This window comes from Streptomyces sp. MRC013 (assembly GCF_023614235.1).
In the GTDB taxonomy this organism is placed as follows: Bacteria; Actinomycetota; Actinomycetes; order Streptomycetales; family Streptomycetaceae; genus Streptomyces.
On the sequence record NZ_CP094264.1, the window covers coordinates 719,245 to 735,154 of the forward strand.

At 72.7% G+C, this 15,910-nt stretch carries 11 protein-coding genes and 1 pseudogene; all 12 read right to left on the reverse strand.

The genetic code is table 11. The annotated features are described in order from the left end of the window. Positions 1-7: 7 nt before the first annotated feature. Positions 8-1,531: an amino acid permease gene (locus tag LUW75_RS03275; protein ID WP_250334280.1), complete on the reverse strand. Its 1,524-nt coding sequence runs from the start codon at positions 1,529-1,531 to the stop codon at positions 8-10. A 125-nt stretch (positions 1,532-1,656) separates the two neighbouring features. Then, complete coding sequence (gene dxs / locus LUW75_RS03280; RefSeq protein ID WP_250334281.1) at positions 1,657-3,615, reverse strand: 1-deoxy-D-xylulose-5-phosphate synthase; 1,959 nt, start codon at positions 3,613-3,615, stop codon at positions 1,657-1,659. 383 nt (positions 3,616-3,998) lie between these two features. After that, positions 3,999-5,177 (reverse strand): annotated as a pseudogene (locus LUW75_RS03285) (ROK family transcriptional regulator); the annotation flags it as partial. A 192-nt stretch (positions 5,178-5,369) separates the two neighbouring features. Continuing rightward, positions 5,370-6,284 (reverse strand): carbohydrate ABC transporter permease, encoded by a 915-nt coding sequence (locus tag LUW75_RS03290; protein WP_250334282.1) that lies wholly within the window; start codon positions 6,282-6,284, stop codon positions 5,370-5,372. 23 nt (positions 6,285-6,307) lie between these two features. Further along, on the reverse strand, positions 6,308-7,231 hold the full coding sequence (locus LUW75_RS03295; RefSeq protein WP_250334283.1) for a carbohydrate ABC transporter permease: 924 nt from the start codon (positions 7,229-7,231) through the stop codon (positions 6,308-6,310). A 71-nt stretch (positions 7,232-7,302) separates the two neighbouring features. After that, a complete protein-coding gene (gene ngcE, locus LUW75_RS03300; RefSeq protein WP_250334284.1) occupies positions 7,303-8,781 on the reverse strand; it encodes an N-acetylglucosamine/diacetylchitobiose ABC transporter substrate-binding protein in 1,479 nt (492 codons plus the stop codon). 506 nt (positions 8,782-9,287) lie between these two features. After that, positions 9,288-9,947, reverse strand: a complete 660-nt coding sequence (locus LUW75_RS03305) for a hypothetical protein (protein WP_250334285.1) — start codon at positions 9,945-9,947, stop codon at positions 9,288-9,290. Then, the gene (locus tag LUW75_RS03310; protein ID WP_250334286.1) at positions 9,944-10,831 is read right to left on the reverse strand and encodes an ATP-binding cassette domain-containing protein; all 888 of its coding nucleotides are present in this window, start codon (positions 10,829-10,831) and stop codon (positions 9,944-9,946) included. The genes LUW75_RS03305 and LUW75_RS03310 overlap by 4 nt, the downstream gene beginning before the upstream one ends. Before the next feature lie 172 nt (positions 10,832-11,003). Continuing rightward, positions 11,004-11,543, reverse strand: coding sequence for an SUKH-4 family immunity protein (locus tag LUW75_RS03315; RefSeq protein ID WP_250334287.1), 540 nt, complete (start codon positions 11,541-11,543; stop codon positions 11,004-11,006). 10 nt (positions 11,544-11,553) lie between these two features. Further along, positions 11,554-11,757, reverse strand: a complete 204-nt coding sequence (locus tag LUW75_RS03320; RefSeq protein WP_250334288.1) for a hypothetical protein — start codon at positions 11,755-11,757, stop codon at positions 11,554-11,556. Positions 11,758-11,930: 173 nt separating this feature from the next. After that, on the reverse strand, positions 11,931-12,497 hold the full coding sequence (locus tag LUW75_RS03325) for an O-methyltransferase (protein WP_462933688.1): 567 nt from the start codon (positions 12,495-12,497) through the stop codon (positions 11,931-11,933). A 405-nt stretch (positions 12,498-12,902) separates the two neighbouring features. After that, entirely contained in the window at positions 12,903-15,737 is a 2,835-nt protein-coding gene (locus LUW75_RS03330; protein ID WP_284453797.1) for an aconitate hydratase, read from the reverse strand. Positions 15,738-15,910: the final 173 nt, after the last annotated feature.

The window sequence follows — 15,910 nt, forward strand, 5'->3', positions numbered from 1 at the left end:
GGCCGGTTCAGCGGCCGGCGGGGCCCCGGTCCGCTCCGGCCAGGCGGCTGTGGGTCCGGCCGTACAGGAAGTACAGGACGACGCCCAGTGCCATCCACACCGCGAACCGGAGCCAGGTCTCGACGGGCAGGTTCAGCATCAGCCACAGCGAGGCGGCCACCGAAGCCGCCGGCAGCCACGGCACCAGCGGCGCGCGGAAGGAGCGCGGCAGGTCGGGGCGGGTGCGGCGGAGGACGACGACGCCCGCGGCGACGACGACGAACGCGAACAGGGTTCCGATGTTCACCAGCGTCGCCAGCTCGCCGATGCTGGTCAGCCCGGCGATGACGGCGATCAGCACGCCCAGCAGCACGGTCGCCCGGTACGGCGTGGAGAACACCGGGTGGGTCCGGGAGAAGAACCGGGGCAGGAGACCGTCGCGGCTCATCGCGAAGAAGACCCGTGTCTGGCCGAGCAGCAGGATCATGCAGACGGTGACGAGGCCGACGGCGGCGCCGAAGCTGATGAACCCGGCGTACCAGGGGTGCCCGGTGGTCTTGAAGGCGTCGGCGAGGGGCGCGTCCACGGACAGCCGGCTGTAGTGCTGCATGCCGGTGACGACGATCGACACCGCCACGTACAGGGCGGTGCAGATGAACAGCGAACCGAGGATGCCGCGCGGCATGTCCCGCTGCGGGACGCGGGTCTCCTCGGCCGCGGTCGCCACCACGTCGAACCCGATGAAGGCGAAGAAGACGACGGACGCGGCGGTGAAGATCCCCATGACGCCGAAGTTCGTCGGCTCGTACCCGAAGAGGGTCTGGACCAGCGGCGTGTCGAGGCCGCCGCCGCCCGCCTGCCGCTCGGCCTCGGGGACGAACGGCCGGTAGTTGGCGGCCTTGACGAAGAAGGCGCCCGCGACGATCACGACGAGGACCACCGCGACCTTGATCGCGACGATCAGCGCGGTGAGCCGGGCGGACAGCTTCATGCCGAGCACCAGGACGCCGGTGAGCAGCAGCACCAGCAGGAACGCCGGCAGGTCGAAGCCGAAGCCGTGCACCTCGTCCGTGCCGGACAGGGCCTGCGGGAGGTGCCAGCCGGCGTTGTCGAGCAGTGACCGCACGTACCCGGACCAGCCGACCGCGACGACCGCCGTGCCCAGGGCGAACTCCAGCACCAGGTCCCAGCCGATGATCCAGGCGGGCAGCTCCCCCAGCGACGCGTACGCGAAGGTGTACGCCGACCCGGCGACCGGGACGGTCGAGGCGAACTCGGCGTAGCAGAGCGCGGCCAGCGCGCAGACGACTCCGGCGACGACGAAGGCGAGGGCCGTGGCGGGGCCGGCCGTCTCCTTGGCGACCTTGCCGGTGAGGACGAAGATGCCGGTGCCGATGATGACGCCGACGCCGAAGACCGTCAGGTCGAGCGCGGACAGCGTTCTGCGCAGCCCCCGTTCGGGCTCCTCGGTGTCCCGGACGGACTGCTCGACCGTCTTGGTGCGGAACACGCCGTTGTCCCGGCTCGCCGCCGGGCCGCTCTGTGTGGTCACCCCGCCATGATCCGGAGGCGGGGCGGGGCCGCGCGCGCCCGCCGGGGTGATCGCCATACGAATGGGCCGGTGGGACCACCCGATCGAGGTGCTCCCACCGGCCTCTCGGCGGTCGGCCGGAAGGGTCAGTCGCGGGCGGGCTCCGCGGTCTTCGCGGCGGGGGCCGCGGCGCGGGTCCCGCCGGCCGCGCCGACCCGTGACTGGTGCAGGCCGTCCAGCTTGGACACGAGGCCGGTGACCTGACGGGCGATGTCCGGGGCGGTCAGCCCGATCTCGGCGAGGACCTCCGCGCGGGAGGCGTGGTCGAGGAACCGCGGCGGGATGCCGAAGTCGCGCAGCGGCACGTCGACGCCGGCGTCGCGCAGCGCCTGGGCGACGGCGCTGCCCACGCCGCCGGCGCGGCCGTTGTCCTCGACGGTGACGACGACGCGGTGCCGGCCGGCGAGCGGCGCCATGGCCTGGTCGACGGGCTTGACCCAGCGCGGGTCGACGACGGTGGTGGAGATGCCCTGCTTGTCGAGGAGGTCGGCGACCTCCAGGCACATCGGGGCGAGCGCGCCGACGGAGACCAGCAGCACGTCCGGCCGGTCGGTGCCCGGCTCGCGCAGGACGTCCATGCCGCCGACGCGGCCCACCGCCTCGACGGCGGGGCCGACCGCGCCCTTGGAGTAGCGCACGACGGTCGGGGCGTCCTCGACGGCGACGGCCTCGCGGAGCTGGGCGCGGACCTGGTCGGCGTCGCGGGGCGCGGCGATCCGCAGGTTCGGGACGACCTGGAGGATCGACATGTCCCACATGCCGTTGTGGGAGGCGCCGTCGGTGCCGGTGACCCCTGCCCGGTCCAGGACGAACGTCACTCCGCAGTCGTGGAGGGCGACGTCCATGAGCACCTGGTCGAAGGCGCGGTTGAGGAAGGTCGCGTAGACGGCGACGACCGGGTGGAGGCCGCCGGCGGCGAGCCCGGCCGCGGAGACGGCGGCGTGCTGCTCGGCGATGCCGACGTCGTACACCCGGTCGGGGAAGGCCTTGGCGAACCGGTCGAGGCCGACCGGCTGGAGCATGGCCGCGGTGACGGCGACGATGTCCTCGCGCTCCTTGCCCAGGGCGACCATCTCGTCGGCGAAGACCGAGGTCCAGTCGGCACCGGAGGAGGCGATCGGCAGGCCCGTGTCCGGGTGGATCTTGCCGACGGCGTGGAAGCGGTCGGCCTCGTCCTGGAGGGCGGGCTGGTAGCCCCGGCCCTTCTCGGTGAGGCAGTGGACGATGACGGGACCGTTGAACCGCTTGGCGCGCTGGAGGGCGGACTCGACGGCGGCGATGTCGTGGCCGTCGATGGGGCCGACGTATTTCAGGCCGAGGTCCTCGAAGAGGCCCTGGGGGGCGATGAAGTCCTTCAGCCCCTTCTTCGCGCCGTGCAGCGTTTCGTACAGCGGCTTCCCGACGACGGGGGTGCGGTCGAGGATGTCCTTGGTGCGGGCCAGGAACCGCTCGTACCCGTCGGTGGTGCGCAGGGTCGCCAGGTGGTTGGCGAGGCCGCCGATGGTGGGGGCGTAGGAGCGCTCGTTGTCGTTGACGACGATGACGAGGGGGCGGTCCTTGGCGTCGGCGATGTTGTTGAGCGCCTCCCAGGCCATGCCGCCGGTGAGGGCCCCGTCGCCGATGACGGCGACCACGTGGTCGTCCCTGCCGAGCAGCTCGTTCGCCTTGGCCAGGCCGTCCGCCCAGCCCAGGACGGTGGACGCGTGGGAGTTCTCGATGAGGTCGTGCTCGGACTCGGCGCGCGCCGGGTAGCCGGAGAGGCCTCCCTTCATCTTCAGCCTGGAGAAGTCCTGGCGGCCGGTGAGCAGCTTGTGCACGTACGACTGGTGACCGGTGTCCCAGAGGATCTTGTCCTTCGGGGACTCGAAGACGCGGTGCAGGGCGATGGTCAGCTCCACCACGCCGAGGTTCGGGCCGAGGTGGCCGCCGGTCTTGGAGACCGCGTCGACGAGGAAGGTGCGGATCTCCGAGGCCAGCCGGTCGAGCTGCTCGGGGGAGAGCCGGTCGAGGTCGCGGGGTCCCCTGATACGGGTCAGCAATGCCACCCGTGCCTCCTTGCGTGTTGGGCTGGTCGAGGTTGAGCCGGTCGAGCGTGCCGGTCGCCGAGTCTAGTGTTCCGCCCCGGGGCGCGGACATCGGGCCGTGCCCCGGGTGGCTGCGCGACGACCACACCGACAGCCGACACGGGCCGCGCCGGTGTACCCGGGCGGGGCGGGTGCGCCGCGCCGCGGGACGGTGGCGCCGGCCCCGTCCTTCCGGACGCGGCGGGACCCGGTACCGGTTGCGCCGGCGCCGGGCGCGGCGGGACGGCGCGCACCGCCGCGCGCAGCCCGCGGGCCGGAGGCGGCGGGTCCCCGGCCCGGGGCGGCGGCGCCGCGGCCCGTCCGGCTCCGTCTAGGCGGGGGGCGGGGGCGGCCGCCCGGCCGCCGGTCCGGCGGGTCTCGCCCAGGAGGGTCGAATCGTCCGTCTCGTTCAGTACGAGGGCGAGGGCGCCCAGTACCCCGGCGCGCCCGCCGAGGGTGCCGGGGGCCACCGCGAGGTGGCGGGCGGCGCTGGGCAGCGCGTACCGCGACACGGACTCGCGGAGGGGTGCCAGGACCAGCTCACCGGCCTCCGCGAGGTCGCCGCCGAGGACGACCCGGCTGGGGTTGAGCAGGTTGCAGAGGCTGGCGACGCCGCTGCCGATGTGGCGGCCCACGTCGGCGACGACGCGGCGGCAGCCGGGGTCGCCCTCGCGGGCGAGCCGGACGACCCGCTCCATCGTCAGGTCGGGGCCGTGGCCGGGCCGCAGCAGCGGCAGGACGTACCGTTCGGCGGCGAAGGTCTCCAGGCAGCCGCGGTTGCCGCAGCGGCAGACGGGGCCCGACTCGTCGAGGGTGATGTGCCCGATCTCCCCCGCGGTGCCGCCGGGGCCCCGGTAGATCCGCCCGTCGATGACGAGGCCGGCGCCGACGCCGCCGGCGACCTTCACGTACGCGAGGTCGCGCACGCCCCGGCCGGCCCCCCACACCAGTTCGCCGAGGGCGCCGAGGTTGGCGTCGTCGTCGACGTGCACGGGGACGCCGAGGCGGACGGAGAGCTCCCGGCCGGGGTCGGCCCCCGCCCAGCCCGGCGGGATCGACGTGGAGCCGAGCGTTCCGGAGGGGACGTCGATCGGGCCGGGGAGGCCCAGACCGACGCCGATCACCTTGCCGAGGCTGGTGCCGGCGGCCTCCACCAACCGCCTGACCAGCCGCTCGGCCCGGTCCAGGCCCGCGGCGGACGGGGCTTCGGCGTCGAACGGCTCGGACTCCTCGGTGAGCACCCGGTGGGCGAGGTCGCCGACGGCGACGCGCAGGCGGGTGTGGCCGAAGTCGACGCCGACGACGGTCCCGGCGTCGCCGCTGAGCGAGACGCTGCGGGCCCTGCGGCCGCCCGCGGAGGTCGGGGTGACCTCGACCGTGCCGCCCTCCTTCAGTTCCCGCACGATGTTGGAGACGGTGGCGGCGGACAGTCCGGTGGCCCTGGCGATCTCCGCCTGGGTGAGCGAACCGGCCATGCGGACGGCGCGCACGACCCGTTCGAGGTTGGCTCGATGCAGGGACGTCTGCGACCCCGGGGTCTCCATCGGCACTCTCATTCCCGCTGCTCTCTCCACCCTGTGAACCCTAAGCTGAGCGGTCCGCGCCACCGCGCGTCAAGGCCCCGAAGACCGCGGAGCCCCGGAGATCGGTCGCTTTCCGGCCAGGGTCGGCGTACCGGGAGCAGTGCGCGGGGAGGCCGCCCTCCGGGGCCGGCGGACCGCGGCGGATGGCCGTCCTCACTTCAGGGCGCCGGCCGTCAGCCCCGCCTGCACCTGCCGCTGGAAGACCGCGTACACCACCAGTACCGGCAGCATCGCGATCGTCATCCCGGCCATCAGCGCGCCCCAGTCGCCCCGGTAGCCCTGCTGGAGCGCGATCATGGCGAGGCCCTGGGTCAGGACGTACTTGTCCTCCTGCTGGTTCAGCACCATCGGCAGCAGGTACTGGTTCCACTGCCCCAGGAAGTTGAAGATGCCGACGCTGACCAGTCCCGGCTTGGCCATGGGCAGCATGACCTGGAAGAACGTCCTGGTGTGCGAGGCGCCGTCGATCGCCGCGGCCTCCGCCACCGAGGTCGGCAGCGTGCGGAAGAACGCCGTCATGAAGAAGACGGTGAACGGCAGCGAGTACGCCACGTAGACGAGGATCAGCCCGTGGTACGTCGCCAGCAGCGAGGTGCCGGGGAAGTCCCGCAGGACGAAGAAGAGCGGGATCACCAGCATGAACACGGGGAACGACATCCCGGCGACGAACAGGTAGTAGACGAGCCGGTTCCCGGGGAAGGCGAAGCGGGCCAGTACGTAGGCGGCCATCGAGCCCAACACCATCGTGCCGGTGACGGAGCCGCCCACGACGACGACGGTGTTCAGGAAGTACCGGCCCATGCTCGCCTCGTTCCAGGCGTTGGGCCAGTTCTCCCAGTGCAGGGCGGTGGGCAGGGCCCACGGGTCGCCGAGGATGCCCCCGCTGTCCTTGAAGGAGCTCCACAGCACCCACAGCAGCGGGACGCCCACCATCAGGGCCCACAGTACGAGGATGCCGTGGGAGAAGACGTTGAGGACCGCCCCCTCGGCGGGGGCGGGCCGGGCGCGGCGCGGCGCCGCGCCCGGCCCGCCCGCCTTCCGGACCTTCCGGGTCCCTTCGGTGGTCATGGACGGCCTCCCCTGGTACTCGGTCAGTACTCGATCCGCTCGCGGCGCCCGAGGCGCAGAGCGAGGACGGCGAAGGTCATCGTGACCACGAGCATCGCGACGCCCATCGCGGCGGCGTACCCGAACCGGCTGTTGGTGAAGGCCGTCTCGTACAGCCTGAGCGGCATCACGTCCGCGGCGCCGGACGGCCCTCCCCCGTTCCCGGACATGATCTGGACCAGGGCGAAGCCGTCCAGGGCGATGATGCCCATGTACACCCAGCCGGTCTGGACGGTGTCCCACAGCAGGGGCAGCGTGATCCGGAAGAAGGTGTGGAACCGGTTGGCGCCGTCGAGCAGGGCGGCCTCGTAGACCTCGCGCGGGATGGAGGCCATGGCCGCGGAGAACAGCACCACGTAGAAGCCGACATGGCCCCACACCATGACCGCGCTGACGCACCACAGCGCGAGGCGCCGCTCCCCGAGCCAGGCGTTCTGCAGGCCCTCCAGCCCCACGGCGCCGAGGAGGGCGTTGAGCATCCCGTCGTGCGGGTCGGGGTTGTAGACGTTGTGCCAGATGACGGCGATGATCGTGACGGAGACGACCTGCGGGAGGAAGAAGACGAACGTGTAGAAGCGCGAGCCGGCGACGCCCGTGACCACCTCGTTCCTCCGCCGCCTGCCGCCCACGTTGAGCATGAAGGCGAAGAACAGCCCGAGGGCGAGGGTGACCGGCGGCACGAGCGCCAGCATGTAGACGTTGTGGCGCAGGGCGTTCCAGAAGTCCTCGTCGTTCAGGAGGCGGGCGAAGTTGTCCAGGCCGACGAACTCCGCGGTGCCGACCAGGCCCGACCAGTCGGTCGTGGAGATCTGGAACGCCTGGACGAAGGGCGAGATCACGAAGACGGCGTAGACGAGCAGCGGCGGGGCCAGGAAGCCCACGACGAATCGGCGTTTTCCGTGTTGCACGGTTTCCCCGGCCCTCCCCCTCTTCCGGTCTTCCGGTCCTGTGGCGCCGGCGGTCCCGCCGGCGGTGGCGGTCAGGCGGTGCGCTCGAACTTGGTGACCGAGGAGTCCCGGGCCACCCTGTCGGCCGCCGCCTGGGTGCCCCTGATCCAGTCGGCCGCCCTGATCTCGCCGGTGAGGAGCTGCCCGGTGAGACCGCCGATCTTCTGGTCGGTGAGGGTCGGGTACCACTCCTGCAGCTGGAGGTTGACCAGGTTCCTGCCCGCCGCCTTGAAGGCCCTGTCGGCGGAGGCGAGGCCCGGTGAGAGGGTCATGCCCTCCGTGGCGTCCACGACGCAGGTCAGCGACTTCACCTTCGTCGCGAAGTTCCGCGCGTGCTTCTTCGACAGCATGATGCGTAACAGCTCCATGCCGCCGACCGGGTTCCCGCCCTTCGCGGCGACGATGTACGGCTCGCTCGGCTCGGCGCGCAGGGTGCCGTGCGGCAGCTCGTCGCCGTCGCCGTCGAGGAGGGCGCCCACCGACATGCCGAAGTCCTGCGGGGTGGTGGGCGCGGACTCGTTCTCGACCCAGGAGCCGTTGGGGAGGAAGACCGCCTTCCCCTTGTTCCAGGCGGTCTGCGACTGGATGTGGGTGAGGCCCTGGCTGCCCTCCAGGAAGTACTTCTTCGCGGCCAGTTCCTCGTAGTGCTCGGCGACCTGGCGGACGGCGTCGTTCGACGTCCAGGCGTTCGGCTCCAGGTTGTCGATGGCGACCCACTTCTCCATTCCGCCGATCTTGGCTATCTGGCCGAACAGGTTGAAGTGGACGTAGTACGGGTACTTCCCGGCGTACGTCCAGGGCGCGAGGCCGGCCTTCCTGATCTCGCCGCAGAGCGCGACCATCTCGTCGAGGGTCTTCGGGTACGTCCAGCCCCTGGAGTCGAGGAGCTTCCGCGAGTACCAGGTGCCGTAGACGGTGAAGGCGTAGTAGAGCACGTCGAACCTGTCGCCGTGCAGGCCCTTCTCCAGGGTGCTCGGGTGGATGGTGTCGCGCACCTTCCTCCCCGGGTCGTCGAGGGACGGGGCGTCGAGCAGCGCGGCCAGGTCCTGGAGCTGGCCCTGGGTGGACAGCTTGTTCATGTCCAGGTGGTCGGCGCCGGAGTTGTCGATGACGTCGGGCGGGTTGCCGCCGGCGAAGCGCGGGGTGAGCTTGGGGCCGACCTGCTGGGTGCCGGTGTGCTTCACCTCGGCCCCGTGGGCGGCCCGGTAGTCGGCCTCGGCGTCCTTCGCGTACTGGTCGCCGAGCCCGCCCTTGAAGACGAACACCTCCAGCGGGGCGCCCTCCTTGACGCCGAGGGGGTTCTTCGCCGTCTTCTCCCCGGTGGCGGCCGTGCCCCCGCCGCCGGTGCCGCCACCGCCGCCGGTGGCGCAGGCGGACAGGAGGCCCGGCACGGGGACGGCGGCCAGGCCGAGGGCGGCGGAGCGCCTGATCAGGTCGCGGCGGCCGGGGCGCGCGCGTCCCGCGGCGCCTGCCGGGGTGGAGCCGTCGCCGGGGGCGGAGGTGGATCCCATGCTCAAGTCCTCGCCTTCTCCAGGACTCGGGCGGTGCGCCGGTCACCCGTACTGCTCGCCTCAGGCGAAGGGCCCCGCACCGCGGTCGTGTCGCAGCTGGGTCTTGCCGGTTGGTGCAGGGAGTCGCGCGCCCACGCGGCGGCTCGGACGAGCGGTCGTGCGGACGCCGACAGGTATAGTCCGCCCCGGGCCGGCGGGCAAGATCGGGAACGGTATTCGGCGGGAGTCTTTCCCCGAGCGGGGTCCGGGGGGCGATTCCCGGCCGGACGCGGGCGGGCCGACGGCGCCCGAGGGATGCCTCCGGACCCGGTGACCGGAACGGCCGGCACGGCGGCGCCGAAGCCCCCGGGCGCCGGGGACCGCCCGGTTCACCACCTCACGGCCGCTGCGCCCGGGCGGCGTCCGGCCCCGGGCGCGGGAGGGACGCGGCGGGCGGCCACCGCGCGGCCCGGGGCCGCCGTCGGGGTGACGGCCCGTCCGACGGCTCACGGGGCGCCCGCAACGGCCTACCCTCTGCGTGCGGAGACGAACTGCGTGACGGCCGTGGACACGGCCAGGATCGCGACGGAGACCAGCAGCATGCCTCCCACGGGACGCAGCAACGCCGTCGCGTCGGGGGTCGTGGCCATCAGCGTCAGCAGTCGGTTGACCGGGGAGAGGCCCTTGGCGAAGAGGGCGCCCGTCAGCAGGGCGAGCGCGGCGACGAGGGCGTACCCCTGCCGTCCGAAGACCGGCCGCGAGCACGGCACGCCGATGGCGACGCCCACGAGCACACAGGTCAGTTGGGCTTCGACGCCCAGCAGGAGATCGGCCGCGGTGACGGCGTGGTCGCCCGTCCACAGCGGGAGGAGCAGACCGAAGGCCGTCAGGGCCAGGCAGCTCAGCAGAGCCGTGCCGATCGCCGCCAGGAGCACCCTGAGGGACCGCCCGCCGCAGGAGACGACGGTGATCGCCCGCTGCGGCGGGGCGTCCAGACCCGCCAGCACGACGGTCAGCCACGTCGAGCAGAGGAGCAGCGCACCGGCGGAGGAGGCGTAGGCGGGGGCCAGCGGACCGCTGCCGTTGACGGTCAGCGCGCCCGTCAGCCCCGCGAACAGGAACAGCGGGGCGAGGTAGCGCTGGGTGTGCAGCACGGTGGCGAACGTGTAGCGGATGAGCCCGATCACCGCGGGCCCCCGTCGGTCCCGGCGCCGGGCGTCCGGCGGTGGTCCACGGCTGTCTCCGCCACCCGCTCGACGGACCAGCCGTGTCGGAGCGCGGTGAGCAGCAGGGCGTCGACGGACTCGCGGGTCACCCTCATGCTGACGCCCGACGCGTGCCGGCTCACCGCCAGTACGCCGTCCCGCTCCTCCCAGACGGGGTCCCGCGGCACACGGCCGCCCCCGCCCGCGGTGAGCACGACGTCGGACGGGGGCGGATGACCGGTGGGCCGGGGTTCCGCCCCTCGCGGTGCCACCCGGCCCCCGCCGACCGTGTACGTCCGGGTGGCCCGGGTCCGGGTCACCGACTCGCGGTGGTCGGTGAAGACCACGATGCCTCCCGAGCCGGCGACCTCGGCCATGATCCCGTCCAGTACCCCGTGGGCGTCGGCGTCCAGTCCGGACCACGGTTCGTCCAGGACGAGCAGGCCGGGCTCCACCAGCAGCGCCTGGGCGAGCGCGACCTTCTGCGCGTTGCCCTTCGACAGGCTCCGCAGGGGGGCCCGTCCGCCTCCCACCAGGGCCAGCCGGTCCAGCAGCCGGCCGGCCCGCGACGAGGCCGCGGAGGTGGAGAGCCCGCGTATGCGGCCCATGTGCGCCAGGTAGGCCGAGGCCGACATGCGCTGGTCGGCGGGGAAGCGGTCGGGCACGTAGCCGACGACCGCCGGCCGCGCGGCCACCGTGCCGCGGGTCGGCCGGGACAGGCCCGCGGCGATCCGCAGCAGGGTCGACTTCCCGGACCCGTTCCCGCCCGTCAGGGCCACGACCTCTCCGGCCGGGACCTCCAGGTCGACGTCCCTCAGGATCCAGCCGCCCCGGCCGTAGCGCTTGCTCACTGACTGAAGACGCAACAAGCGGACTCCTCCGTCCCGTACGGTGCCTTCCGGTCCGGAGGTTACGGACCCCGGCCTTCGCTCCGCGTAAGCCGCGCGTTCCCGTCGGGGAGGCGGCACGGTCCCGTGGAGGGGGCGGCGAACCGGTCGGCCCCTCCCCGGTCCGCTCGCCGTCGGGGCGGCTCCCCGGTCACCGCGTCCCGTCGGCGATGATGTTCCACTCGGAGAGGGGGTCCGCGAAGGGCAGGGGGTCGAAGGCTTCGGTCCCGGACCGTGCCCGCAGGGCGAGCGGTTCCCGATCCTCGCAGGAGGCGCGTTCCCCGTGGAACTCCCGGAGCACGCAGAGGCCGTGGACCAGGGACTCGACGTCGCGGTGCAGGGGAAGGCTCCGACCGGTGCCCTCCGGGAAGGCGTGGACGTTCCCGGTGGAAGGCTCGAAGGCCAGGAGGGAGTCCGGGAAGTACCCCAGGACCAGCCGGGCTTCCGCTCCTTCCGGGCACGGACGTCCGGCGAGTGCCAGGAACCCGCCGAGCAGCGAGGAGTCCCGGCCGGGGTCCTTGACATCCGTTCGCGACAGGAACAAGTCGTCATGCGGGAGGCCCACTTCGTGGAGCACCCGCGTGGAAGGCGTCTCGGTCGCCGGATCGCTGCGCCCGTCCCGGGGGAACAGCACGACGCCCTGCAGGCCGAACAAGCGGACGATGTCAGCCGTGCTGACGGAGCGGCCCATGGGTAAAACCTCACTGGAGTCCGGTTCTCGCTGATCCGAGGTGCTCTGCCGGCCGGAGGATCACGGGGTGTTCGCCGTCCTCGGCGAGGTGGCCCCGGACGTCGGTCACCGTGATGCCGTTCTCGGTGGCGGCCGCCCCGGGGAGCAGCGGGGAAGCGGCTTCCGGCAGTTCGGGGAGGCCCGCGCCGCGGTTCTGCACCCCGGTCTCCGCCACCGGCGGGAACCGCAACCGCGTACCCGGCCGAAGTGGTCCACGGCTCACGCTCGTGGGGGCGGGGACGCGTGGGAGCCGGGCGGCCCCACCCGCGGCGGACCGCTGCCGGGCGCCCGCGGGGAGCGGCTCCGCCGCGGGAACGGGGCCCTGCGGGCCTCCCCGGTCGGTCCCGGTCAGGGGCGGCGCGCCGCGACGACCGCCGAAGTGGCCGGTGTCGTCAGCACCTCGGTGGCGTCGAGCGCCGGGTGGGTGAGGTAGAACAGGCGGAGTTCGTCCACCTCGCCCTCGAAACGGGGCGGCCAGTGGGGTGACGGAGTGAAGTCGTCCAGGATGAGGAGGCCGCCGGGAGCGAGCAGTCCGACGACCCGTTCGGGATCGTCGCGCTTGCCTCCGCCGTCGCAGAAGAAGACGTCGAAAGGCGCGTACCGCTCAAGCAGCCGCCAGTCCCCGGTGAGGACGCTCACGCGGTCGTCGTCCGCGAAGACGGCGGCCGCTCCACGGGCCAGGTCCTCGTCACGCTCCACGGTGACCAGGCGCGCGCCTGCGCCGAGCCCGCCGTGCAGCCAGGCGGTCCCCACGCCCGCACCGGTGCCGCTCTCCGCGACGACCCCGCGGGGTTTCGCGGCGGCGGCCAGCCTGAGCAGCCTGCCCACCTCGGGCGTGCAGCTCTTCCCGAAACCCGCCTCGGAAGCGGCGCGCTCCGCGGCCGCCACACGGGGCGGAACCGCACGCTCCGCCATGTCCACCACTCCCCTCCCCCTTCGCCGGGGCACGACGCTATCCCCCGGCGGGGGGCGCCCGCACGGGGTTCCGCCCGTCCGGCCCGACGGGTTCCCGCCGTCGCGGCGACGGGGGGCCGGCGCCCCGTCCCACCGGCCGGTCGCCGCCGACGGCCCCCGCCGCGCGCCGGGGCCGGCGGGCACGCGCCCGGCCCTCCCCGCCTCGCCGCACCCCTGTGGCCCCGGCCCTCCCCCGTGGTCCGCCTCCGGCCGCACCCCCGGATACGGCGGGAGGGCCGGCGTACGCCGGGAAGGCGTCCGGGAACGGCGGGGAATCCGGAGGCGGCCGGGCGCCCGGGAACGGCGGGAGGGCCGCACCCCGTACGGAAACGGGGCGCGGCCCTCCGCCGCTCGCCTGCCGGGGACTCAGCCGCGGATCAGGTTGCGCAGCACGTACTGCATGATGCCGCCGTTGCGGTAGTAGTCGGCCTCACCGGGGGTGTCGATGCGGACGACCGCGTCGAACTCGACGCCCGTGTCGGTGGTGACCTTGACCGTGCGCGGGGTGGTGCCCTCGTTCAGCTCGGTGACGCCCGAGACGGAGAAGGTCTCCTCGCCGGTCAGGCCGAGGGACTCGGCGGACGCGCCCTCGGGGAACTGGAGCGGCAGGACGCCCATGCCGATGAGGTTCGAGCGGTGGATGCGCTCGTACGACTCGGCGATGACGGCCTTGACGCCGAGGAGCGCGGTGCCCTTGGCCGCCCAGTCGCGGGACGAGCCGGAGCCGTACTCCTTGCCGGCCAGGACGACCAGCGGGACGCCGGCGGCCTGGTAGTTCCGCGAGGCGTCGTAGATGAAGGAGACCGGGCCGCCCTCCTGCGTGAAGTCGCGCGTGTAGCCGCCCTCGGTGCCCGGCGCGATCTGGTTGCGCAGGCGGATGTTGGCGAACGTGCCGCGGATCATGACCTCGTGGTTGCCGCGGCGGGAGCCGTAGCTGTTGAAGTCGCGGCGCTCGACGCCGTGCTCCGTGAGGTACTTGCCGGCCGGGGTGTCGGCCTTGATGGCGCCGGCCGGGGAGATGTGGTCGGTGGTGACCGAGTCGCCCAGCTTGGCCAGGACGCGGGCGCCGGTGATGTCCTCGACCGGGGCCGGGTCCATGGTCATGCCCTCGAAGTACGGGGGCTTGCGGACGTAGGTGGACTGCGGGTCCCACTCGAAGGTGTCGCCGGTGGGGACCGGGAGGGCCTGCCACTGGGCGTCGCCCGCGAAGACGTCCTGGTAGGACTTGGAGAACATGTCCTCGCCGATGGCGCCGGCGACGACGTCGTTGACCTCGGCCTCGGTGGGCCAGATGTCCTTCAGGTGGACCGGGTTGCCGTCCTGGTCGGTGCCGAGGGCGTCCCTGGTGATGTCCACCTTCATGGAGCCGGCGAGGGCGTAGGCGACGACCAGCGGCGGGGACGCCAGGTAGTTCATCTTGACGTCCGGGTTGATCCGGCCCTCGAAGTTGCGGTTGCCGGAGAGGACGGACACGACGGCGAGGTCGTGCTCGTTGACGGCCGCGGAGACCTCCTCCGGCAGCGGGCCGGAGTTGCCGATGCAGGTGGTGCAGCCGTAGCCGACGAGGTTGAAGCCGACCTTGTCGAGGTACGGGGTGAGGCCCGCCTTGTCGAAGTAGTCGGTGACGACCTTGGAGCCCGGGGCGAGGGTGGTCTTGACCCACGGCTTGCGGGTCAGGCCCTTCTCGACGGCCTTCTTCGCGACGAGCGCGGCGGCGACCATCACGTACGGGTTGGAGGTGTTGGTGCAGGAGGTGATCGCGGCGACCGTGACGGCGCCGTGGTCGAGCTCGTACGTCGAACCGTCGGGGGCGGTGACGGCGACCGGGTTGCTCGGCACCGCGTCGGCCGCGCCGCCCTCGTGCCGCGGGGCGCCGGCACCGTTGTCGTCGTGGCCGTAGGCGGGGGCGTCGGAGGCCGGGAAGGACTCGGCGCTCGCCTCGTCGACCGGGGAGGCCACGCCGTGCGGTCGCTCCTGCTGCGGGACGCCCGGCTTGCGGTCGTCGCCGCCGGTCACGCCGGCCTCGACGTAGGCGCGCACGTCCTTCTTGAACTGCTCGGCGGCCTCGGCCAGGACGATGCGGTCCTGCGGGCGCTTCGGGCCGGCGATCGACGGGACGACGGTGGAGAGGTCCAGCTCCAGCTTCTCGGAGAAGTCCGGCTCGGCGGACGGGTCCAGCCAGAGGCCCTGCTCCTTGGCGTACGCCTCGACGAGCGCGACCTGCTGCTCGGAGCGGCCGGTGAGCCTGAGGTAGTTCAGCGTCTCGTCGTCGATCGGGAAGATCGCGGCGGTGGAGCCGAACTCGGGCGACATGTTGCCGATGGTGGCGCGGTTGGCGAGGCTGGTGGCCGCGACGCCCTCGCCGTAGAACTCGACGAACTTGCCGACGACGCCGTGCTTGCGCAGCATCTCGGTGATGGTGAGCACCAGGTCGGTGGCGGTGGTGCCGGTGGGCAGCTCGCCGGTCAGCTTGAAGCCGACGACGCGCGGGATGAGCATGGAGACCGGCTGGCCGAGCATGGCCGCCTCGGCCTCGATGCCGCCGACGCCCCAGCCGAGGACGCCGAGGCCGTTGACCATGGTGGTGTGCGAGTCGGTGCCGACGAGGGTGTCGGGGTACGCCTGGCCGCCGCGGACCATCACGGTGCGGGCCAGGTGCTCGATGTTCACCTGGTGGACGATGCCGGTGCCGGGCGGGACGACCTTGAACTCGTCGAAGGCGGTCTGGCCCCAGCGCAGGAATTGGTAGCGCTCCTTGTTGCGGCCGTACTCCAGCTCCACGTTCTGCGCGAAGGAGTCGCGGGTGCCGAACTTGTCGGCGATGACGGAGTGGTCGATGACCAGCTCGGCCGGGGCCAGCGGGTTGATCTTCGACGGGTCGCCGCCGAGCTCCTTGACGGCCTCGCGCATCGTGGCGAGGTCCACGACGCACGGCACACCGGTGAAGTCCTGCATGATCACGCGGGCCGGGGTGAACTGGATCTCCTGGCTCGGCTGGGCCTGGGAGTCCCAGCCGCCGAGGGCCCGGATGTGGTCGGCGGTGATGTTCGCGCCGTCCTCGGTGCGGAGCAGGTTCTCCAGCAGGACCTTGAGGCTGTACGGCAGGCGGGCCGAGCCCTCAACCTTGTCCAGCCGGAAGATCTCGTACGACTCGTCGCCCACGCGCAGCGTGCTGCGGGCGTCGAAGCTGTTCGCCGACACGACAGTCTCCTTCATCAATGAGCGCGTTCAACCGCATCCTGCCGCCCCGGCATCCCGCCGGTCCGTTAAGGTAAGGCTTATTTAGGGTTGCCTTACCGGCTGGGCGGCCGCGGTGCGTCGTCAGCAGATATCTCGATGTCGAGATAACTCTAGTACATCCGCGCCCTCCGGTC